Consider the following 21,009-nt stretch of genomic DNA (forward strand, 5'->3'; position numbering starts at 1 on the left):
TGGGCGAACCGGCTTAGCGTACGTTTCCGTTCCTCGACACTCTGAGGGCCGCATCGGTGACGGCGCGACAGGGCGTGGACGCGGCGGGGGTGCTGTCGTCGGCGGGTGGGGAGCCGCCGGTGATCGAGGGGTTGCTGGAGCAGGTGCAGATCGACCACACGGTGGTTGATCTGGAGCTGGTGGACGAGCGGCACCGGCGGCCGATCGGCCGGCCGTATGTCACGGTGGCGATCGATGTGGCGTCGCGGTGTGTGTGCGGGCTGGTGGTGACGTTGGAGGCGCCGTCGGCGTTGTCGGTGGGGCCGTGTTTGGCGCACATGGCGACGGACAAGCGGCCGTGGTTGGAGCGGCTCGGTGCGCGCATGGCGTGGCCGATGTCGGGCAAGCCGCGCGAGATCTTCGTGGATAACGCCCAGGAGTTCAAGAGCGAGGCGCTGCAGCGGGGGTGTGAACAGCATGGGATCAAGCAGAGCTGGCGGCCGCTGGGGCAGCCGCAGTTCGGCGGGATCGTGGAGCGGCTGATCGGCACGATGATGGAGATGGTGCACGAGCTGCCGGGCACCACGTTCTCCAGCCCCGCCGAGCGTGGCCGGCACGACAGCCAGGCGGCCGCGGTCCTGACCTTGGCTGAGCTGAACAAGTGGCTGGCGCTGGCGGTGGGGGTCTACCACGGCCAGGTGCACGGCACGCTGAAGCAGACGCCGGCTGGCAGGTGGGAGCAGGGCGTCGCCGAGGCAGGCCGTCCCGCGACGGTGGCCAATGAGACGGCGTTCCTGGTCGACTTCCTGCCGGTGGAGCGGCGGACGCTGACCCGCGCGGGTTTCACCCTCGATCATGTCCAGTACTTCTGTGACGGGCTCAAGCCGTGGATCGCTCACCGTGGTGAGTGGGGGAAGTTCGTGCTGCGGCGCGACCCGCGCGACATCTCCCGGATCTGGGCGCTGGATCCCGACGGCACCTCCTACCTGGAGGTGCCGTACCGGACGATGTCGCGGCCGCCGATCAGCCTGTGGGAGCAGCGCGCGGCCGTGGCCCGCATCCGGGAGCTGGGCCGCGAGCAGGTCGATGAGAACTCGCTGTTCGCGATGGTGGAGCAGATGCGGCAGATCACCGAGGACGCCGCGGTCAAGACTCGCAAGGCCCGCCGCTCTTTGGAGCGCAGGTCCGCCACGCCGTAGCCCCGGCGGGCCGCGGTCGTGCCGCCACCCCCGATCGTGGGCGGGGATATGGCCGCGGGGCCGGTGGCCAAGCCGTTTGAGGTGATCGAGCAGTGGTGACCGTTGAGGTGGGTGTGCCGGAGGAGCTGTCGCATCTGACCGAGGCCGCGCGACGGGCGGCGCGGCTGCCGACGTCTGAACGGCTGCGGTATGTGCGGGCGGATCGGTGGATCGGCTATACCCGCGCCGAGCAGGCGCTCGCCAAGCTGGAGAACCTGCTGACCTGGCCGGATCGGCAGCGGATGCCGAATCTGCTGCTGATCGGTCCGACGAACAACGGCAAGTCGATGATCGTCGAGAAGTTCCGGCGATCCCATCTGCCGCTGTCGCACCCCGAGCGGGAGGAGATCCCGGTCCTGGTGGTGTGACGTGCCACAGTTAGCGTCGCTATTCCTGCCACGCTTTCGTCGTGTTGGGGTGTCCAGGTCTGGCGGTCATAGGTCTTCGACGTAGTCGGCGGCGATGTCGTCGGGTGGGTTGGTGTAGAGGCGCAGGTAGCGGTCGTTGGCGTGGCCGAGGCGGCGTTCGAGTTCGGCGCGGTTGTGGCCGGAGGCCTGCGACAGACCGTAGGCGAAGGTGTGCCGGGCGTCGTGCGGGCGCAGGGTGCCGAGCTTGCGGTCGGGGTCGGGCATCTGGGCGTCGTGCAGGCGGCCGATCTCGCCGACGATGGTGTTGATGGAGCGGGCCGAGAGGCGGCCGACAGCAGCAGCGCGACCGGGCCGGTGCTGGCGGCGGCGTCGCCGGGCCGCTCCTGGTCGAGGCAGTCGGCCAGCGCCTGGCGGGCGTCGCGGCCCAGGAACACGGTGCGGCTGGTGCGGCCCTTGCCGCGCACGCCGGTCAGGCGGGCCTTCTTAACCTGGCGTAGCCGCTCGGGGTCGGCCGGCTCCAGTTGGTCCAGGTTCAGGCCGACCAACTCCGCGCGGCGCAGTCCGGTGCCGAACAGCAGGTAGATGATGGCCCGGTCGCGCAGCGGGCGGGCGTGGGCATGGGTGCGCGGGCGGGCGCCGCGGTGACGGCGGCCCTTGAGCTTGTGGAAGGTCTCGATCCGGTCCACGACGTTCTTGACGGTGCGAACCTGGGCGGCGGCCAGCGCTCGCGGCTGCGGGGCGGGCAGTGGTAGCGGGGCGACTTTCTTAGTCGGGTCGCCGTGGCGCAGCAGCCCTTCGGGGGCGTGCGCGGTGATCCAGGTGAACAGCGCTGACAGGTGCGCGAGGTGGTTGTTGACGGTCGCCGGCGCCATCGGCGCGGGCGTGTTGTCGCGGCCGCGGTTGCCGGCGGCGGCCAGATGGTCGCGCCAGGCGATGATCTCGCGCGAGGTGACGGCCGAGAGCCGGTCATGTCCCAGGCCGCCCGTGATCCAGGCGCCGAAGCGCTTCAGATGCCGGGAGATCTTGGCGGTGACCTCAACTGAGCGGACTCCGCGCACGGCGAGATCGAGGTAGCGCTCCGTCCAGACTGGGAGACTGTCGTCGGCCGGATCGAGGCGTTCGGGAAGCCTGACCACCTTTCGTGAAGTGATTTCGGCGTGATCCTGCCCGGTCGGCAGGGACGCCGAGCTGTGGGTGGAGGACAGCACGCAGCCACATTACTTCACGGAAGGGCCATTTCCTGAAGTGAACCGACCTCCCGGCAGGGGGCGCCGACGGGACCATCCGAGGTACGGCCCCTATTCGCTGCGGCGGGATAGCCGCGCAATTTTCTCCGCCCTGGAACGAAATGATGGCCCGACTCTCTACATAGGCACAGATGTCCGCAAATCAAAGCTATGAAGGAGGCGGCCATGGGGATGCCGAGGAGACCGGACGCGGGACCAGCCCGTGGGTAGTGAGCTGGCCAGGTTCGAGTCCATGTACCAGGAGACGTATGGCCAGATCACGGCATACGCGGCCCGCCGCTGCCACTCGCCGCAGGATGCGGCGGACGTCGTGGCGGAAACCTTTGCCATCGCCTGGCGGCGGATGGGCGAAGTGCCGGATGGAGAGCAGGCCACCCTGTGGCTGTATGGCGTGGCACGCAAGGTGCTGGCCAACCACTATCGGGTCGAGGCGCGCCGCCAGGCCCTCAGCGTGGAGCTCGACGCCGAAATGGCCGACCTCTACCAGGCCGCGCCCGACAGCGGGGTCGAGCTGACGGCGATCGCGCAGATCTTCCGGGCCCTACCGGACACCGATCGGGAGCTGTTGTCCCTGGTCGCCTGGGAGGGACTGGACCGACAGCAGATCGCCACCGTGCTCGGTATGTCGCGCAACGCCGTACGCATCAGACTCCACCGCGCCCGCAGGCGCTTCGCCCGCGCGCTCGCCGAGGCGGACGTGCACTTCACATCGGAAGGCCGGTTGGTCCCCGCGGAGGGACATCTGTGATGAAGAACATCGACAACATCGACGAGATCACGCGTGCGCTGGCCCGAGTGGAACCGGGCAAGCCGGGAGGGCGCGCCTCTGATGTGGGGGCGCGGAAGCTGCTCGCCTCAATCGCCGCCGAGCAGCGCGACCCGTCCAGCGTCCGCCCCCGTCGGCGCCCTGCCCGGCGGCTGGCCTTGGGGCTGGCGGGCGCGGGGCTGCTCGCCGTGGGCATCGTGGTGGGGCCGAGCCTGCTGAAGGAGAGCGGCACCCCCTCCTACGCGGTCACCGAGGAACCCGACGGTGTCGTGTACGTCCAGATCCGGGATTTCCGCGACAAGGCGGGGCTGGCGAAGCGGTTGAAGGAACTCAACGTCCCGGCCACCGTCGACTACGCACCCCCGGGCAAGTGGTGCCAGGAACCGCGCGGAACCTTGGTGCAGGACATTCCCCGCGGCCTGTACTCCGTGCCGGAAAACATCCCCGGGGAGGAACACAGCCAGGGCTGGCAGATGCGGATCGACACCAAGCTCTTCAAGCCCGGCCAGACGTTCGTCTGGACGATCAGCGACCACAGCACCAGCACGATCCTTATGAGCGGCCCGGTCGCCCCTTGCGTTCTCGTGCCCGACACGTCACACGAGCCGAAGGCGGGGGTCAAGTCCGACTACCGGCTGGCAACCACGAAGGGCCGCTCACTCGCCGGCTTCCGGGTGGATGAGAAGACCGTCGGCGAGGTCCTGCCCGAGCTCAAGAGGCGCGGTTTGAAGGTCGAGTACCTGATCATGGCGGTCGCGCCGGACAACCCGGGCGGCTTCGGCGAGCTTCGCACGCAAACCAAACCCGTCGGCGACAACTGGATCGTCTGGGAGGCGCAGGAGTCCATCCGCAACCCGGAACTGATCCGCCTGCTCGTCACCGACAAGCGCTTCGACAGGAACCCTGTCTACGCTGGTCCACGCGACAACGTCATCAAGGAATAAGTCCTGCCCCGGTAGCCATGACACATGGGCCGGCTGACACACAGGGCTACAGCCGGCTCCCCGCCCTCGACCAGGCTCGGCATGAAATCGCGCCGGAACTCGAGGCCGTGAGCAAGCGCCACGACATCACCGCGGCACCCGACGGATGCGGATGTGGCGGCGGGGCAGAACGTCCCCGTCGACCACAGCTGCGACAACCGGAGTCGGGTTCAAGCTGGGGGGACCGCTGAACACCTCGACGTGTGCCTGGTAGCGCGACCAGGACTGGGCTGATCAGCAACCCGTTGCAGCGGCGGACTGAGCGGGTCCCGCTATGTGAAGGTAGTCGCAACCGTGGCGCCCGCGAGTGTGGTGGGCGGTCATCGTGGGGACGGACGATAACGGGGTGAGCACCGCGAGCGAACAACACGCACAGGCCAGACCGGGCAGCGGGAGCTCCGGCCGCGTGTCCGGCGGCTTGGCCGGGCGCGCCCTGGCCAAGAGCCGGTACGAGATGCTTGCGCCGCACCTGCACGAGGAAGTGCCGCTGGCGCAGCTGGCCGCTGCCCAGGGCGAGGGCGGCGTCTCCTATCGAACGCTGCAGCGGTGGCTGGCCGACTACCGGCAAGGTGGTCTGGACGCCCTGTCGCGGCCGGGCCGCCGCGACAAGGGGCTGCGTCGGTTCCCCGACGAGCTCGTGGCGTTCATCGAAGGGCTGGCCCTGCGCAAGCCTCGCCCCAGCGCGGCCACCATTCACCGGCAGGCCGAAAGCATCGCCAAGGCGCACGGCTGGCCGTCGCCCGCCTACCGAACCGTGGCCCGTATCGTCGCCGACCTGGACCCCGCGCTGGTCACTCTCGGTCTTGAGGGCACCAAGAAGTACCGGGAGACCTACGACCTGGTGTACCGGCGCGAAGCCAAGGCTCCGAACGAGATCTGGCAGGCCGACCACACCGAGCTGGACATCTGGGTGCTCGACGACAAAGGCCGACCGGCCCGGCCGTGGCTGACCGCCATCGAGGACGACCACTCCCGCGCGATCGACGGATACGCCGTCAACCTGGAAGCACCCTCAGCGTTGACCACCGCGCTGGCCTTCCGGCACGCGATCTGGCGCAAAGTCGAACCGGACTGGCACGTCAGCCCGGCACTGCTTGAGCAGCTCCTCGCGAACCCGGTCCGACTGCCGCTCGGCGTGCGCGACGTTGACCGCCAGCCAGTCGATCAGCTTGTCAGCGTCGGCGACCGAGCACTCCCGAAAACCGAGATGATCGCGGATCTCGCGGCGGTGTCGCTCGATCGTCCGGCCCGACCACTCATACAGGCCCACGCTGCCGGGCGACGTCTTGGTCTGGCGCGCGACGTAGTCGACCACCTCGTCAGGGAAGTCGCTCCGGCCACGAGGGAAACGCCCGTGCTGGGTGGTGTAGTACTTCAGCAGCAACGCGAACGGCAGCCGGGTGTTCTCGTGCTTGGCGTTGACCAGGTCAGCCTCGTCGCTGAGCACCGTCCAGTGGTCGACCAGTTCATCCATGTCTAACGGCGGACGCTCCATATTTATGGATCCGCCCAGCGGCAGGGCATTACAGCAGGTCAGTTAAGGGGCCGCCCGCATTTGGCGGTTGGTGACACGTCCGTTAACGGCACCCCTATTCGGTCCGCCTCACGGCTCCGCTTGCGCTCCACCGGGCCGCGCTGGAGCAGAGCGCCGCCCTTGCTGACAGCGCCGGACCGGCCGAGCGCAAAGCGCACCGCGCCTACGCCGCCCGTGTCACCGCCGAAGCCGACCCCGGCCAGCGGCGCAGTCCCCGCTGAGCGCCCCGCCGCGGCGTGACCGACGTGTTCATGCCACCAGCCAAACCTGCAGGGGATCTGGTCGTCGCCGGAGTCCGGATCGACCCTCATCCCGGCCGACCTCAGCGCCACCGCGTAGGCGCCGACCTGCTCCAGGGCGCCGCTTGCGGGTCCGGTGACGGTCACCAGGAACGGACGGTCTGCCCTCCGCCCTCCACCGCGGGGCGCCCGACCAAGCGGGGTTGGTTGCCTGGCGGATATGCCGCCGGAACCCGAATCCGCCTGCAACTTACGACGCCAGGCGGGTGCCCGCAAACAGCACCATCGGCGGCATGGTGAGCACCTGCGGCTCATCACGGTTTGTGTACGGCCGTCGATGACGGCAACCGCGCCTGGCTCTGATGGCGGCGCCAGAAGTGCAGTCCTCCCCACGCGAACCCGATCGTCATCGCGATCCCGAAGGGGATGATGAAGTAGTAGTGGCTGATGTCGGTGATCTTCGCGTTGATGACGTAATCGGGCCGCTCCGGGTCATATAAGACATCCAGTGAGCTGCCAGCGGGGCTATCGCGCGCATCGACCGAATCCGACAGAGCGGCACTGACCTCTTCTCCGCGGCTCGTCGTGAACTCCACGACCACATGATCTGGAAATTTCCGGTAATGCTGAGACTCAACGACGGTCGCCGTGGTCCGCACTCCGCGCGCGAGGGCCTGTCGGGTCTGCCGCATCTCATAGAACGAGAAGATGGTGACCCCGACCATGGCAAGCGCGCACACGGCGAGTGCCAGCGCTTGGAACAGTGCACGCAGGTCGCGGAGCTTGAAGGGCCGTGGCGATGGCCCCTTGGTGGTGAGCTGGTGGTGACGCCGCTGCTGCTGCTTGAGCCGTCGTTGACGCTGCTTCACTGTCCCCCGCTGATGTGTCGCCTTTTGAGGAACGGGCGGTGATTAGCCAGAGTTCCACCCGAATTTGGGATTGGGGTCGATGCAGAATCATCGGACGCGACCTCGGGCCCGACGCCGGCCTGGCCAGCAGGCACCGGCATGCACAAGGACACGACCGAGACGAAGGCGCGGCGCGGCACGCAGGCGAGTGAGGAGCCCGTGCTCGAGGCGGACGCGGCACGGCTTGCCGTGTACACCGCAGGGACGGCGCAGGATCTCTTCGGCCTGCTCGATCGCATGGTCAGCGTCATCCAGCCGGTCAGCTGACCGCGTTCGGTCTTGTGCAGGGCGCCGGACGGACGGATTTGCCCCTGACTGCTGGTTATGGGCTGCACATCGAGCGTGGCGAAGCGGATGGCCAGGCTGCGGGTCAGGCGTAGCAGCTCGGTCCAGATCGTAAGCCCCCCGTCCACAGTCCAGGCTGGCGAGGTCGCCGTGTGCCGCGTCGGTCCGCTCCGCCCAGGTGGCACGTCACAGCCCACCGGCCCACCTGCAGATCGTGACCTGCGAAAACGCTCTTGTGGGGCGCATTCGAACGGAAAGTCACGATAAGCCGCTCAACCCAGCTCTGCTAACGGGACTTTTCGTTCGGATGCTCGTCATGCCCCGGTACGAGCGCGTCGTACCGTATTCGGCCTCGACCGGTGCGCTGCTGGCCGGTTACCTGCGGCACCGGGCGACCATCAGCCGGGCCCGCGGCCCGTTGTTCCTGCCGGAATCGCGTCGCAACCACGGCCAGCCGTTGACGTTGTGGAGCTGGTCGAAGATCGTGAGACGTCTGGGCCTGGCCGCTGACCTGCCCCGCTTCGCGACGCACACGACTCGGCATCTCTGCCTGACCGACCTGGCCCGGATGGGCTGGGAACTGCACACCATCGCCTCCTTCGCCGGCCACCGGTCCACCGAGTCCACGATGAAGTACATTCATCTGTCTGGCAGAGACCTCGCTGACAAGCTGGCCAGGGGCATGGAGCAGATCCACGCCTGGAGGATCGCGCAGCTCGCCCAGCTTGCGACGCGGAGCTCGGCGAGCTTGCGCGCGCCGGTACGGTGGCGCAGGCGGCGGGCGCTGCTGACGGGGTGCTCGTGGCGATACCGTTCTGGCGCTATCGCGAGCTTCCTGCGTCAGCCTTCGAGGACGCCATCCTGCTCGATGCGATGAACTTCGATCCTGGGCGCGACATTGAGGTTGCTGCGCAGGTGGACGCCGAAAACCCTCCAGCCCTCCTGCTGCAAAGGCATCTGCCGAAGACACGGGTAGTGAAGGTCTTCAGCAGCATCTTCGCCCGCCACATCGAGCTGCTCGCCCGACCGGCGGGTGCACCCGATCGCAGTGCGCTTCCCATCGCCGGCGACGACCCCGAAGCCAAAGCCGCCGTCACCACCTTGCTCGACCAGCTGGGCTGGGACACCGTCGACACCGGCGATCTCACCACCAGCACACGCTTCGACGTTGCGGACCTGCGGAAGGTGCTGGATGAGGACAAGCGCCTCACGTTGATCGTGAGTCTGTTGCACATGGTGCGGACCGGGGTGCGGGACGACGTGGTGACGATGTTCTGCAAGCGGATCGCGACGATCCACAAGAAGGGCCGCGACCAGCTGGAAGCTCTGCGGGAGGCGCACCGGGCCGAGTCCGAACGCCTGCTGGGCGTGTTCGGCGATGTTCTGGACGGCGTCCGCGAGGCCGTCACACCCGCGGAGCCCGGCGCGGTCGGCCCGCTGCCGGACGGCGCGAGTACCGATCCTGCTGCGAGCGCGGGCTCCGGATCCGGGGATGTGGCCGAGCGGGCGGGTCGGCTGGTGTTGAAGGCGCTGGAGGAGGCCGGCGGCCTGGACGTTTTGGCGGCCGCGTACGAGGCGGTGTCGGCCTATCACGGCAACAACTACCTGCCGCTGCTCGACCAGCACTACCGGTCCCACCGCTCGGCGCTGTTCACCCTGGTTGACTCGATCGACCTGGAGTCGACCAACGCCGAGCGCAGTGTGCTGGACGCGGTGGAGTACCTGCAAGCCCAGCGCAACGCGCGGGCGACGTTCGTCCCCGACCGGATCAGCGTGAAGCGCACGGGCGCGGACGGCGCCCCGGTCTCGGTGGAGTTGGTGGTGGATGTGGACGCGTTCGCTTCGGGGATGTGGCGGAAGATCCTCAAGGATCCGGACCGGCCGGGCATGCTGGTGCGCCGTCACCTGGAGGTGTGCGTGTTCTCCTATCTGGCTTCGGAGCTGAAGTCGGGGGACATCGCGGTGGCCGGGTCGGACTCTTATGCCAACCTGCACGATCAGCTGATGAGTTGGGAGGAGTGCGAGCCGCTGGTGGAGGGGTTCTGCGCCGAGGCCGGCCTGCCGACCGACCCGCGCGAGTTGACTCGCCACTACAGGCAGCTCCTGGCCGACACGGCGGCCGGGGTCGACGCCGGGTACCCGGCCAACACGGACCTGACCCTTGAGGGCGGACGGCCGGTGCTCAAGCGGCGCAAGGGCGTCGAGCGGAGCAAGGAAGCGCTCAAGTTGGAGGAGGCTGTGCACGAACGGCTCCCGCAGCGGGACCTGCTCGACATTCTCACCCGCACCGCCTACCAGACAGGCTGGACCCGGCACCTCGGCCCGGCCTCAGGCTCTGATCCGAAGATCAAGGAAGCGCTCGGCCGGTACGTGCTGATGGTGTTCACTTACGGTACGCTGCTCGGCCCGGCCCAGGTTGCCGCGCACATGCGCGGCAAGGTCAGCGCCGCCGAGATCGCCATGACCGCGAACAAGCACTCCACCAGCGACAAGATCTCCAAAGCTTCGACTGATGTCATCAACGAGTTCAACAAGCTCGACATCGCCTCGGTTTGGGGCGATGGCAAGACCGTGGCCGCCGACGGCTCCCAGATCGAGACGTGGGAGAACAATCTCCTTGCGGAGAGCCACATTCGGTATGGAGGATATGGAGGTCTGGCCTACAGACACATCTCCAATACCTATGTGGCGCTTTTCTCCCATTTCATCCCATGTGGCGTGTGGGAGGCGGTCTACATCATCGAAGGGCTGTTGAAGAACGCCTCGGAGATCCAGCCCGACACCATCCATGCGGACACTCAGGGCCAGTCGCTGCCGGTCTTCGGTCTCGCCGCGCTCATGGGGTTCGACCTGCTGCCCCGTATCCGCAACTGGCACGACCTGATCTTCTATCGGCCCACCCCGGGCACCCGGTACCAGCACATCGACTCGCTGTTCGGCGACGAGGCGATCGATTGGGCTCTCATCGAGACCCACTGGACGGACCTGCTCCGCACCGCGATCTCGATCCGCGAGAACCGGCTGTCCTCAGTAACTTTGCTGCGCCGCCTGGGCAACCACTCCCGCAAGAACCGGCTCTACCGAGCCTTCCGCGAGCTCGGCCGGGCGGTCAGGACGATCACGCTCTTGCGGTATTTGTCGGACCCAGACCTTCGCGAGCAGATCACCCAGGTCACCAACCGCAACGAGTCCTTCCACAACTTCGCCGACTGGCTGATGTTCGGCGGCAAACTCATCGGCCACAACGACCCCGACTACCAAGAGAAGATCATCAAGTTCAACGAACTGCTGGCCAACTGCGTCATTTACTCGACCGCTCAGGACATCACGGACGCGGCCAACGCCATCGCCGCCGACGGCCACCCCGTCGACCTCGATGACCTGGCCACCATCTCGCCCTACATCACCCACGTCATCCGCCGGTTCGGCAACTGGATCCTCAACCTGACCCCGCCGGCCGCCAACCCCGCCACCCGACTCGACCTCGAGTCCCAAGTCCTCTTCGCCCCATAACCGGCGGCTCGCTCGCCGCTGCGGGTGTTCTTCGGCACCGAAGGGCTGCGGATGTCCCAGCAGGCCTACGCCGAGCGGCTCAAGACGTGGGCCGACTGGGAGGAGCTGTCAGCGGCGGCTCACTGACTGCTTGACCTCCTGACCGTTCGGCCCGGACGCCCCGCGGCGTCCGGGCCGTGGTCAGCCACAGGCCGGTGAATACGGCGCAGGCCAGCGTCACGGCACCTGCCGCGAGGAAGGCGCTGTTGAGGCCGGATTCGAAGGAGGCGCCGCCAGTCTCCCGGGTGTGGACGATCGCCCCGAGCACCGCCACGCCGAGCACCGCGCCGATCTGCCGGGTGGTGCTGCTGACGCCCGAGGCGAGGCCGCCCTCCTGCGGGCTGACCGCCTGGATGGCGGCCCCGGTCAGCGGCGACATGGTGAGAGCGAACCCGATGCCGACGACCGCCAGCCGCCACCACACGTTCCCGTAGCCGGTATCGGCGTGGACGAAGCCCAGCGCCAGCAGCCCCAGCCCGGCCAGCGCCAGGCCGATGCTGACGACGACGCGGAAGCCGTACCTGGCCGCGAACCGGCCCGCGTACGGGCTGACGATCACCATGGCCAGCGAGGTGGGCAGGGTCCGCAGCCCGGCGACCAGGATCGAAGTGCCCTGGACGTAGACGAAGAACTGGGAGAAGAAGAACGACGACCCCATCAGCGCGAACCCGACCACGACCATCGCCGTGTTGGACACCGTGAACAGCCGCTGACGAAACAGCCGCAGCGGCAGCATCGGCATCGACACACGACCCTCGACCACGACGAACGCGGCCAGGAACACCAGTCCGGCGGCGAAGCTGCCCAGGATCACCGGCGAGGTCCAGCCTCGGGAACCGCCCTCGATCAGGCCGTAGGTCACAGCGCCCACGCCCACGACGGACAGGACCGTGCCGGGGACGTCGATCGGCGGCGCGCTCGGGTTGCGGGACTCCCCCAGCACACGCAGCCCGGCCAGCAGCAGGACCGCCCCGATGGGCACGTTGACCAGGAAGATGGCGGGCCAGCCGAAGGCCTCCACCAAGATCCCGCCCGCCAGCGGTCCGGCGGCCAGGCCGATGCCGCTGAACCCGGCCCACAACCCGATCGCTCTGACGTGCTCCCTCGGGGCGGGATACGCGGCGGCGAGCAGCGCCAGCGAGGCGGGGCTCAGCGCCGCGGCCCCGACGCCCTGCAGCACCCGCCCGGCGATCAGCCAGCCGATCGAGGGCGCGAGCGAACACACCACCGACGCGGCCGTGAACACCACCACCCCGGCCAGGAACACCCGCCTGCGGCCGAACCGGTCGGCGAAGACGCCGCCCGACAGCAGCAGCATGGCCACCAGCAGCACGTAGGCGTCGACGATCCACTGCAGGCCGGTCAGCCCGGTGTGGAGCCGCTGCTGCATATCGGGCAGGGCGGCGCCGACGATCGTGTTGTCGAGCAGCACCATGAACTGACCTGCGCAGGTCAGGGTCAGCAACGCTTTCACACGCATCCTTCCTAAAAGCAGTTTGTGACTGCGTTAACGTAGACCCTCAGAGGCTCTAACGCAAGTCTCAACTGCGTTAAGGTGGGGGTATGGATGAGCAGGGGCGGGCCAGGCGGCCCGGCGGGCGCAGCGCCCGGGTCCGCGCGGCAGTGCACCAGGCCGTTACCGAGTTGGTCAGGGAGCGCGGCTACGGAAACTTCACAGTCGGCGACATCGCGGCCCTCGCGGGTGTGGCCGACACCAGCCTCTACCGCCGGTGGGGCAACCTCCAGGCCCTGCTCGGCGATGTGCTGCTGACCCGGCTCAACGCGCAGTCTCCGATGCCTGACACCGGCAGCCTGGCCGGCGACCTGCGGACCCACGCCGCCAACGTGGCCCGCGAGGTCACCGGACCCGACGGTCTGGCGCTGGTGCGGCTGACCCTCGCGCTGTCAGGCGAGGGTCAGCAGGGCCTTCAGGCGCGCGACGAGCTCCTGGCCGACCGCACCAGACAGTTGCAGGCCATGCTCGACCGCGCCCGCGGCCGCGGCGAGGACCCGCCTGACGTACTGGAGGTGCTGGACCATCTCCTGGCGCCGATCTACATGCGCGTCCTGTTCGGCGCGGGCCCGCTCACCCCTGACTACCTCGACGGGTTGGTCGACCGGCTGCTCGCCTGATCCAGTCCGTCGCGCTGCGGAACAGCCGCTACCTGTCGACCGCCGTCGGCGACCTACGCCCCCATCACTACTTGTAGCTGGGGGTCGGTTTCGGGAATAGGATGCCGATTTTGTTGCGGGATAACCTTCGTTATCTGGCAAGATAGCGATCACAGGCGTAACGCGAGCTGGGCGGCTGTTGTCCGGCACGCACGCTTCGTTTCCCGGTTATCTGGCAACCTTGCGGATCAGGGAGGTCGACACGGTGGATCCGGTCATCGCCGAGCAACTCGGACGCGGCCACCTGCTCGCCCGGCACCTCGACGACTTCCTCACCGATCTGGCCAACGCCGGCGCCTCCGCGCACACCCGGCGCGCCTACCGCGGCGACCTGATCGCCTTCGCCGCCCACCATGGCGAGGAGATCGCCGAGCTGACCGCCGCGCCGATCCGCGCCTACCTGGCCGAGCTCGTCGACCTGTCGCCGGCCAGCCGCAAGCGCAAGCGCGCCGCTGTCGCCTCCTTCGCCAAATGGGCCGTCCGCCACGACCTCCTGCAGGCCAACCCGATGGACCGCATCGACAGCGTCAAGGTGCCCAAGAGCCTGCCGCGTCCGGCGGCGGCCGCCGACGTGGCCAAGGTGTTGGCGGTGATCTGCTCGCGGCGGCCGCGCAAGGATCTGCCGCTGGACCGGCTGCGGGATCGGGTGCTGTTCGAGACGGCCTACGTGTGCGGCGCCCGCGCCTCCGAAGTCTGCGGCCTGTACGTGGAGGACCTCGACCTGCGCCTGGACGACGAACACGTCCGCATCCACGGCAAGGGCGGCAGCGTACGTACGGTTTTGCTCGACGACCGCGGGTACGTCGCCCTGCTCAAGCTCTACCTGGCCCGCGCCGGCTACACCGCCGGGCCGCTGTTCCGCGCCTCCATCAACGGCCGCGGCGGGTCCCTGTCCTACAACGCCGCCCACCACCGCTGGCAGAGCTACTGCGCCGCCGCCGGTGTCGAGATCGACATCCACCAGCTGCGCCACGCCCACGCCACCGAACTCATCAACGCCGGCGTGTCCATCGAGGCCGTGCGCCGCCGCCTCGGCCACGCTTCTGCCGAGACGACGCAGCTGTACGCCCTGCTCGCCGACGAGGTCGCCGATGCCGAGATCCGCGCAGCCCGACGACGCCGAACCGTCGGGCGATGAACCGACGGATCACCAATACCCCACGACCAAGATCATTCTCAGCGATAACCGCTGTCCGCAGCTTCCAGTCCAGCCCCGTGGTCGCCGACGGCGACTCGGTCACTGAGGCCCGCCCGCACGCTCAAGATCGGTCGCTCCACTGCGTACGAAGCGCTGGCTCAACGCTGACCTGCGGTTATGTCGTCCCGCGGCCCGTTTCCGCCGTATTCCGGTGGCACCCGAAGACCATCCAGTGCCCGCTTCCGCACGATCACGGCGGAGCGGGCACTGTCAGAGCTCACCTGCAAGCGCTGCCAGTTCAGAGGATCTGGCTCAATGTCCGTGAAGCGGTGACGATATGTGATCGCGTCGCTGGGGCAGGCGATGGTCAGGTTGATCGCGATTTCGTAACTCGATACACAGAAGAGCGGCCGCGTCGTCATGATCCGGTTCATCCCGGAACTGATCATCACGAGCGGCCGCGAGGTCATTGTGCAGCATGCCCAGGCAGGCGAGGAAGCCTGTTGCGTTCTTCTGTTGTTCCCGCATCTCAGCCAGGTGCATGTCGACGCCGTCGAGCACGATCAGGGGAGATTATTGATCACGGCTCGGAGCGGGACCGCCCACGCGATATGTCAGCGATGTGGCATCTCGGCAGGCAGACGGCACAGCCGCTACCGCCGTCGTCTTCACGATCTTCCAGTGTCAGGTCGGCCCATACTGATCGAGCTGGAGGTCCGCCGGTTCTTTTGTGACAACCCCACCTGCGTCGTCCGTACCTTCGTCGAGCAGATCCCTGATTTGACCCAGCGGCACGCCCGCCGCACGCCGCTGCTGCGTGCCGCGCTGGAGGCCATCGCCCTGGCGTTGGCCGGACGCGCCGGAGCTCGGCTGGCGTCCGTGCTGGGGCTGGCGGTCGGCCGCTCCACCCTGATCCGGCTGATCCATGCCCTCCCGGATCCCGAGATCGGCCAGCTCACCGCGGTGGGCGTGGACGACTTCGCCCTGCGTCGCGGCAGCAGCTACGGCACCGTCCTGATCGACATGACCACCCGCCGGCCCATCGACCTGCTGCCCGATCGCCAGGCCGACACCCTGGCCGACTGGCTCCGACCTCACTCCGACGTGGAAGTGATCTGCCGGGACCGGGCCAGCGCCTATGCCGAGGGCGCCGTCAAAGGCGCGCCCCAGGCCACCCAGTGTGCTGATCGCTGGCACCTGTGGCACAACCTGGTCCAGGCCGTCGAACGGTCGGTCACCCGACATCGCCCCTGCTTATCAGCCCCTCCAGACGATGGACCCGAGCAACCCGAACGAGCATCAGCAGCGCAAACCAGCGCCCGCCAGGGCTCGACACGATTCGCCGAGCGCACCCGCGCCAAACACGCCCGAATCCACGAGCTGAAGGCTGCCGGGCACAGCCTGCGAGCCATCGCCCGCCAGCTCCGGATGGGCGACCGCACCGTGATCCGCTACGCGCACGCCGCCTCACCCGAGGAACTGTTATGGGGCCAATGGACCAACAAGCCCAGCGCCGTCGACGACTTCAAGCCCTACCTTCACCAGCGGTGGCAAGCAGGCGAACGCAACGCCACCCGCCTGCTGAAAGAGATCACCGCGCTCGGCTACCGCGGCAGCTACGGCGCGCTCAGCACCTACTTACGCCCCCTGCGCGCGGCCCGCCCTGTCGCCCCGCCGGCACCTTCGGTCCGCAAGGTCACCGGCTGGCTCGCCACCCATCCCGACCGGCTCGAAGACGCGCACCAACTCCAACTCGCAACCGTCCTGGACCGCTGTCCGGAACTGACCGCACTTCTCAAGCACGTCCGCACCTTCGCCATCATGCTCACCCAACGCCGAGGCCAAGACCTTCCCGGCTGGCTCGCTGCGGTGAGAGCCGATGACCTGCCCGCACTTCACGCCTTCGCAGGCGGCCTCGAACGCGACCTCGACGCCGTCACCGCAGGTCTGACCCTGCCCTGGAGTTCCGGCCCGGTGGAAGGCCACGTCAATCGCATCAAGATGCTCAAGCGCCAGATGTTCGGCCGTGCCGGCTTTCTCCTTCTCCGCAAACGAGTGCTCCTCACAACCTAACGATCATTACGCACCGTCACCGCTTCACGGACTTTGCGCCAGATCCCGTTCAGACCAACAAAATCATCGAGCTGCTCGCCCGACCGGCGGGTGCACCCGATCGCAGTGCGCTTCCCATCGCCGGCGACGACCCCGAAGCCAAAGCCGCCGTCACCACCTTGCTCGACCAGCTGGGCTGGGACACCGTCGACACCGGCGATCTCACCACCAGCACACGCTTCGACCTCGGGACTCCGGCGTTCGTCGCGCCGTACGCCCATGACGCCGACGGTGACTGGTCGCAACGGCTGGCCACCGACCCCGGCAAACCGGTGAGCGCGGCGATACTACGGGACCTGCTATGACCGACACGCAGGCGTGTTCCGGAGAGCACAATCCGGCGGTCAGGGAAGTGACGGTCGGGATACGGTCGGACATCGTTTGCCGCTGACGTGCATCGCGAGATGTCGCCTCGAACTCGCCGTGGCAGGCGGATTCGCTTCCGCGGCCCGCTGAATGCGGTGATCTTGGCGCGACGATGCACGGGCGAGCTCCGGACTGGCGGTGCCAGTCACATGAGAGCGAGTACGCGCAGGTTGACGTCTTGATCGGCGATCACTCGCTCGATATCAACGGGATTATGAGTCCGATACCGCTGGTGCTTCTGCCGTGATGTGAGAAAGAGCCTCGGGTTCGGTCTGATCGGGTGCGCGACGGGATTGCTGCTTGTGCAGGAGCGCCTGTGCGACGGCGGCGGCTGTTACTGCCTCTTCGCGTTGCTGCTGGGCACTCTTCAGCGCGCTGGTGAGGTCGGCGAGTTCGCCCCGCAGGCGTTCGGTCTCGCCGAGAGACGCGGCTCTGGCTTGGTCTGCGAGGGTGCGGGCCTGCTCGGCCACGGCGGCCGAGGTGACTGCTTGCTCGCGTCGCTGTTGTTCGGCGGTGAGCGCCTGGCGCAGCCGGTCGATCTCCTGGGTGTGCGCTGTGGCGGTGCCGCGAGCCTGGTCGCGTTCCTGCTCGGCTTTCCGGGTCCGGGCTTCCTGTTCCTTCAGCTGACGACGGAGGTCAGTGAGCTCGTGCTGCTGCTCGCTGGCCTGCTGTTCCAGTTCGGTGATGCGGGCGGTCGCGGTGGCATGCAGCTCAGTGAGTTCGGCGGTTCGCTGCCGGTCGGCGTCCCGGTCGTGCTCGGCCTGACGCTGCCGGTCGGCGGCTACGGTGACGAGCCGCTCGGCTTGGGAGCGGGCGTTCTGGTGTTCGCCGACCTGTCGCCAGGCATCCTGCTCGCGCTCCTCGGCACGATCGCGGGCGGTCTCAGCCTGGGCACGGGCCTGTTCGGCGGCGGCGATCCGGGCTGCGGCGGTGTTGGCCGCAGTGGTGGCGCGTTGCTCGGCGGCCGCAGCGGCGGCGCGGGCTTCTTCGGCGGCCTGTTCGGCGGCCTCCACCTGGGCCAGGGCGCCGCTGCTCAGTTCGGCGAGTTGGGCGCGCAGCGCTTCCTGGGCGGCCTGCCATTGCTCGCCTGCGGCCAGCAGCGGGGCAATGAGATCCTGCGTGCGCAGCAGTGCGTTGGCCACGGGGGCAGTGTGCGCGGTGGTGCGCGCCCGGTAGGCGGCGGCCCGGCAGGCGTCGCTGCAGTACTTGGCGCGGCTGCTGCGCCCGGGCAGGGCCTTGGCACAGCCGGGGCCGGCACACCGCAGCTGCTCAGCCGTCCCGATCGTCCCACTGTCCACCTTTTCGTCACTTCCGGCCGGCAGGTCTGCCGCCACAGTTTCCTGATCGTTCGCCACAAGCAGCAGAGTAGCGTTCGCAGCGTTCGATCGCAGGAGTTCCGTGCGTTCGCGAACAATCATGGATTGAGACCTGACCCGTGATAACCTTCCTTATCGCGGGTCAGAATCGCGGCGCCGGACCGGTGCCGGACGGGCGTGGGTCGCGTGGGTACGGGCGGGAGACGGGCGTGCACGACGAGCAGGAGACGCTGCCGGCACGAGCGGTGGGGGAGCGGCCGCCGATTTATCCGCTTCCAGAAAATACGGCACGTGAAGGCGGGCATACCGCCGCGGACTACACGCTCAGCGCGCGTACCCAGGAGCGGATCGCCGACGGCGTGCCGGCCAACACCCGCCGCGCCTACGCCCGCCAGTGGGCCCTCTTCACCGCCTGGTGCACCACGCACGGCCGCATCGCGCTGCCCGCCACCGCCCACACGCTGGCCGAATACACCTCCCAGCTGTGCGAGGCGGGGCAGGCCCCGGCCAGCATCGAGCAGGCCATCGCCGCGGTGCGCACCATGCACCGGCTGGCCGGGCACACCGGCCGGCCCGCCACCGAGTCTGCCCGCCTGGCCCTGCGCGCCTACAAGCGCCGGCGCGCCGAGGCCGGAGGCCGCGGCCAGCGCGAGGCCCCGCCCATCACCATCGACGCGCTCCGCGCCATGGTCAGCGCCTGCGACCTCGACACGCCGATCGGACGGCGCGACCGGCTGCTGCTCGTGCTCGGCCTGGCCCTGATGGGCCGCCGCAGCGAACTCGTCGCCCTCACCCGGGAGGACGTGCGCGAGGTCGCCGACGGCCTGGAGGTGACCATCCGCACCTCCAAGACCGACAAGGACTCCGCCGGCGAGACCATCGCCATCCCGCGCGGCACGCACCCGCTCACCGACCCCGTCGCCGCCTGGCGCGACTGGATCCACGTCCTCGACCAGGCCGGACACACCTCAGGACGGCTGCTGCGCCGGATCAACCGGCACGGCACCATCGGCCCCTCCCTCGGCGCCGACGCGGTCAACACCATCGTGCGCGACCTCGCCGTCCGCGCCGGCGTGCCCTCCGCCGAGACCATCACCGCGCACAGCCTGCGCGCCGGCGGCGCCACCGTCGCCTACGCCGCCGGCGTCCCGGTGGCGGTCATCGCCAAACACGGCCGCTGGGCCCCGGCCTCGCCCGTGGTCCTGCGGTACATCCGCGCCGTGGACCGCTGGCGGGACAACGCCATGCGCAATGTAGGGCTCTGACCAGTAAAAACGCACAGAATGGCAGGCGCGCAGGACTCCGTCAAACTCGTACACCACTCCCGTGGACGCAACCAGAACCCGAAGCCCTCCCTCCGAGAGTTCGTGCCATCTGCGTTGAGAGAATCGCGTCGCCATGCCAGGTATAGCGAGAAATGCCACCTGCAGCGAGAAGTCACACACACGCAGCGGGGTCGGCTGGGCCGTCAGGGTGGTCTCGTTCCGATAACTTTCGGGAATGTTGCCTTCTCGCAAGTTATCGAGGCAACCTGCCGACGCAACGAAGCATCATTTTTGATTTCTATTTTCTAGAAAATCGAAAATGGTATCCTGTCGCCGTGACTGCAGAGACCAGCGTGGTGACGCCTTGTAAGCACTGCGGAGCGCCGATCGAGCAGCGGCGGGGGAGAGGGCGGCCCAAGGCGTACTGTCCCGAGAAGGACTGTCAGGCGGCGGCCAAGCGGGAGCGGGAGTTGCGGAGGGCCACGCCGGGGCTGGAGGGGGCGCTGGCCAGGGCCGAGCAGTTGTACGACCGGATGGAGAGTGGGCTGGCCGCAGCCATCGAGCCGCTGGCGCGGGCGCTGGCCGAGGAGCTGAGCCCGGCAGGGGTTGAGGCCAAGCTGAGCGCGGTCCAGGCCGAGGCGCACACGCGGGTCGCGATCGCGCGCACCGAGCGGGAGCAGGCATTCGAGCAGGTACGGCTGGCACGCGAGGCCACCGAGCACGCCCGCAGGCAGACGGCCGAGATGCGGGCGCGGCTCGAGGAGGCGGAAAGCGAGCGGGAGACGGCTCTGGGGGATGCCGAGCGAGCGCGGGAGCAGGCGCTGGCCGCGTTGCGGGAGGCGGCCAGCACCGAACGGCAGGCGTTGCAGACGGCCGAGGAGGCGCAGCGGCGCGCGGAGGCGGCCGAGCGGCGGGCCGAGGAGGCGCTCCACCGGGTCGAGTTGACGGAGCAGGCCAGGGATCAGGCCGTTCAGGAGCTGGCCGAGCGAGTTGAGTCGGCGGAGCGGCGTACCGCCGAGGCTCGGGCGCAGGCCGTACAGGCGGAAGAGGACGCCGACCAGGCGCGACAGGAACGGGACCGGGCCCGGGACGAGACGGCGGCGGCTGTGCGGGCGCGCGAGCAGGCCGAGCGGGAGGTGGCCGGGGCGCAGGCCCGCGCCGAGGCGGCGGCGCATGAACGGGATCGGGCCGTGGAACGGGCCGTCACGGCTGAGCGGGCGGCGGCCGAGGCGGAGCGGGATCGAGCGGTGGCGCTCAAGGATGCCGCGCAGGCGGCGGCGGAGGTGGCGCGGTTGGAGGAGAAAGCGGCGGAGTCCTCGTCGGCGCTGTCCCGGGAGCGGAAGCAGGTGTCCCGGGAGAAGTCGCGGGCTGAGGCCGCGGCGAAGGAGCGGGATCGGTTGCTGGGGGAGTTGAGGTTGGAGCGGGTACGGCTCGAGGACATGCGGGCTGAGCTGGAGACGGTACGGGCGGAGGCGGCGCAGTTGCGGGAGCGGGCGGTGGCTGCGGAACTCCGTTCCTCGTCCTAGCCTCGTTCCCGTTGA

General features: G+C 68.6%; 18 protein-coding genes and 2 pseudogenes. 14 read left to right on the forward strand and 6 right to left on the reverse strand.

The window, feature by feature from the left end; translation table 11 throughout:
• Positions 1 to 56 precede the first annotated feature (56 nt).
• Positions 57 to 1,178 carry a transposase gene (locus ABN273_RS49665; RefSeq protein ID WP_502911272.1) on the forward strand — a complete coding sequence of 374 codons (1,122 nt, stop codon included), beginning with the start codon at positions 57 to 59 and terminating at the stop codon, positions 1,176 to 1,178.
• 191 nt (positions 1,179 to 1,369) lie between these two features.
• Positions 1,370 to 1,585, forward strand: coding sequence for a TniB family NTP-binding protein (locus tag ABN273_RS49670; protein WP_502911274.1), 216 nt, complete (start codon positions 1,370 to 1,372; stop codon positions 1,583 to 1,585).
• 383 nt (positions 1,586 to 1,968) lie between these two features.
• On the opposite strand, the pseudogene ABN273_RS49675 reads toward ABN273_RS49670, so the two are convergent.
• Positions 1,969 to 2,457, reverse strand: a pseudogene (locus ABN273_RS49675) (tyrosine-type recombinase/integrase); the annotation flags it as partial.
• A 577-nt stretch (positions 2,458 to 3,034) separates the two neighbouring features.
• Between ABN273_RS49675 and ABN273_RS49680 the strand changes: the two are divergent.
• The 3 genes and pseudogenes from ABN273_RS49680 to ABN273_RS59985 form a co-directional block, all read left to right on the forward strand.
• Positions 3,035 to 3,580 (forward strand): RNA polymerase sigma factor, encoded by a 546-nt coding sequence (locus ABN273_RS49680; RefSeq protein ID WP_349456653.1) that lies wholly within the window; start codon positions 3,035 to 3,037, stop codon positions 3,578 to 3,580.
• Positions 3,580 to 4,542, forward strand: coding sequence for a hypothetical protein (locus ABN273_RS49685; protein WP_349456654.1), 963 nt, complete (start codon positions 3,580 to 3,582; stop codon positions 4,540 to 4,542). Before ABN273_RS49680 ends, ABN273_RS49685 begins: the two co-directional genes overlap by 1 nt.
• A gap of 493 nt (positions 4,543 to 5,035) precedes the next feature.
• Positions 5,036 to 5,635: pseudogene (locus tag ABN273_RS59985) on the forward strand (TnsB C-terminal domain-containing protein); the annotation flags it as partial.
• Here the strand turns inward: ABN273_RS59985 and ABN273_RS59990 are convergent.
• Both ABN273_RS59990 and ABN273_RS49695 read right to left on the reverse strand, forming a co-directional pair.
• Positions 5,594 to 6,076, reverse strand: coding sequence for a DUF4158 domain-containing protein (locus ABN273_RS59990; RefSeq protein ID WP_502911275.1), 483 nt, complete (start codon positions 6,074 to 6,076; stop codon positions 5,594 to 5,596). The pseudogene ABN273_RS59985 and the gene ABN273_RS59990 overlap by 42 nt on opposite strands.
• A gap of 592 nt (positions 6,077 to 6,668) precedes the next feature.
• The gene (locus tag ABN273_RS49695) at positions 6,669 to 7,223 is read right to left on the reverse strand and encodes a DUF3592 domain-containing protein (protein ID WP_349456656.1); all 555 of its coding nucleotides are present in this window, start codon (positions 7,221 to 7,223) and stop codon (positions 6,669 to 6,671) included.
• A gap of 138 nt (positions 7,224 to 7,361) precedes the next feature.
• Between ABN273_RS49695 and ABN273_RS49700 the strand changes: the two genes are divergently transcribed.
• The 3 genes from ABN273_RS49700 to ABN273_RS49710 all read left to right on the forward strand — a co-directional run bounded on the left by ABN273_RS49700 (position 7,362) and on the right by ABN273_RS49710 (position 11,060).
• Positions 7,362 to 7,529, forward strand: coding sequence for a hypothetical protein (locus ABN273_RS49700; RefSeq protein WP_349456657.1), 168 nt, complete (start codon positions 7,362 to 7,364; stop codon positions 7,527 to 7,529).
• Between the two features lie 334 nt (positions 7,530 to 7,863).
• A complete protein-coding gene (locus tag ABN273_RS49705) occupies positions 7,864 to 8,424 on the forward strand; it encodes a tyrosine-type recombinase/integrase (RefSeq protein ID WP_349456658.1) in 561 nt (186 codons plus the stop codon).
• Positions 8,421 to 11,060: a Tn3 family transposase gene (locus tag ABN273_RS49710; protein WP_349456660.1), complete on the forward strand. Its 2,640-nt coding sequence runs from the start codon at positions 8,421 to 8,423 to the stop codon at positions 11,058 to 11,060. Before ABN273_RS49705 ends, ABN273_RS49710 begins: the two co-directional genes overlap by 4 nt.
• A gap of 79 nt (positions 11,061 to 11,139) precedes the next feature.
• Here the strand turns inward: ABN273_RS49710 and ABN273_RS49715 are convergent, their stop codons facing one another.
• A complete protein-coding gene (locus ABN273_RS49715; protein WP_349456661.1) occupies positions 11,140 to 12,573 on the reverse strand; it encodes a DHA2 family efflux MFS transporter permease subunit in 1,434 nt (477 codons plus the stop codon).
• Between the two features lie 89 nt (positions 12,574 to 12,662).
• On the opposite strand from ABN273_RS49715, the gene ABN273_RS49720 reads away from it, so the two are divergent.
• Both ABN273_RS49720 and ABN273_RS49725 read left to right on the forward strand, forming a co-directional pair.
• Positions 12,663 to 13,232 (forward strand): TetR/AcrR family transcriptional regulator, encoded by a 570-nt coding sequence (locus ABN273_RS49720; protein WP_349456662.1) that lies wholly within the window; start codon positions 12,663 to 12,665, stop codon positions 13,230 to 13,232.
• Between the two features lie 220 nt (positions 13,233 to 13,452).
• Entirely contained in the window at positions 13,453 to 14,409 is a 957-nt protein-coding gene (locus ABN273_RS49725) for a tyrosine-type recombinase/integrase (protein ID WP_349456663.1), read from the forward strand.
• A gap of 158 nt (positions 14,410 to 14,567) precedes the next feature.
• On the opposite strand, the gene ABN273_RS49730 is transcribed toward ABN273_RS49725, so the two are convergent.
• On the reverse strand, positions 14,568 to 14,843 hold the full coding sequence (locus ABN273_RS49730) for a hypothetical protein (RefSeq protein ID WP_349456664.1): 276 nt from the start codon (positions 14,841 to 14,843) through the stop codon (positions 14,568 to 14,570).
• Between ABN273_RS49730 and ABN273_RS49735 the strand changes: the two genes are divergently transcribed.
• Entirely contained in the window at positions 14,830 to 16,482 is a 1,653-nt protein-coding gene (locus ABN273_RS49735) for an ISL3 family transposase (RefSeq protein ID WP_349456665.1), read from the forward strand. The two genes, ABN273_RS49730 and ABN273_RS49735, sit on opposite strands and share 14 nt — an antisense overlap.
• A gap of 158 nt (positions 16,483 to 16,640) precedes the next feature.
• Positions 16,641 to 16,826, forward strand: coding sequence for a hypothetical protein (locus ABN273_RS49740; protein WP_349456666.1), 186 nt, complete (start codon positions 16,641 to 16,643; stop codon positions 16,824 to 16,826).
• A 273-nt stretch (positions 16,827 to 17,099) separates the two neighbouring features.
• Here ABN273_RS49740 and ABN273_RS49745 read toward each other — a convergent pair whose 3' ends face one another.
• Entirely contained in the window at positions 17,100 to 18,242 is a 1,143-nt protein-coding gene (locus tag ABN273_RS49745; protein ID WP_349456667.1) for a coiled-coil domain-containing protein, read from the reverse strand.
• A 170-nt stretch (positions 18,243 to 18,412) separates the two neighbouring features.
• Between ABN273_RS49745 and ABN273_RS49750 the strand changes: the two genes are divergently transcribed.
• Both ABN273_RS49750 and ABN273_RS49755 read left to right on the forward strand, forming a co-directional pair.
• A complete protein-coding gene (locus ABN273_RS49750; protein WP_349456668.1) occupies positions 18,413 to 19,468 on the forward strand; it encodes a tyrosine-type recombinase/integrase in 1,056 nt (351 codons plus the stop codon).
• Between the two features lie 335 nt (positions 19,469 to 19,803).
• Positions 19,804 to 20,994: a coiled-coil domain-containing protein gene (locus ABN273_RS49755; RefSeq protein WP_349456669.1), complete on the forward strand. Its 1,191-nt coding sequence runs from the start codon at positions 19,804 to 19,806 to the stop codon at positions 20,992 to 20,994.
• The last annotated feature ends 15 nt before the right edge of the window (positions 20,995 to 21,009 follow it).

The organism is Nonomuraea sp. B19D2, from assembly GCF_040137845.1.
GTDB lineage: Bacteria > Actinomycetota > Actinomycetes > Streptosporangiales > Streptosporangiaceae > Nonomuraea.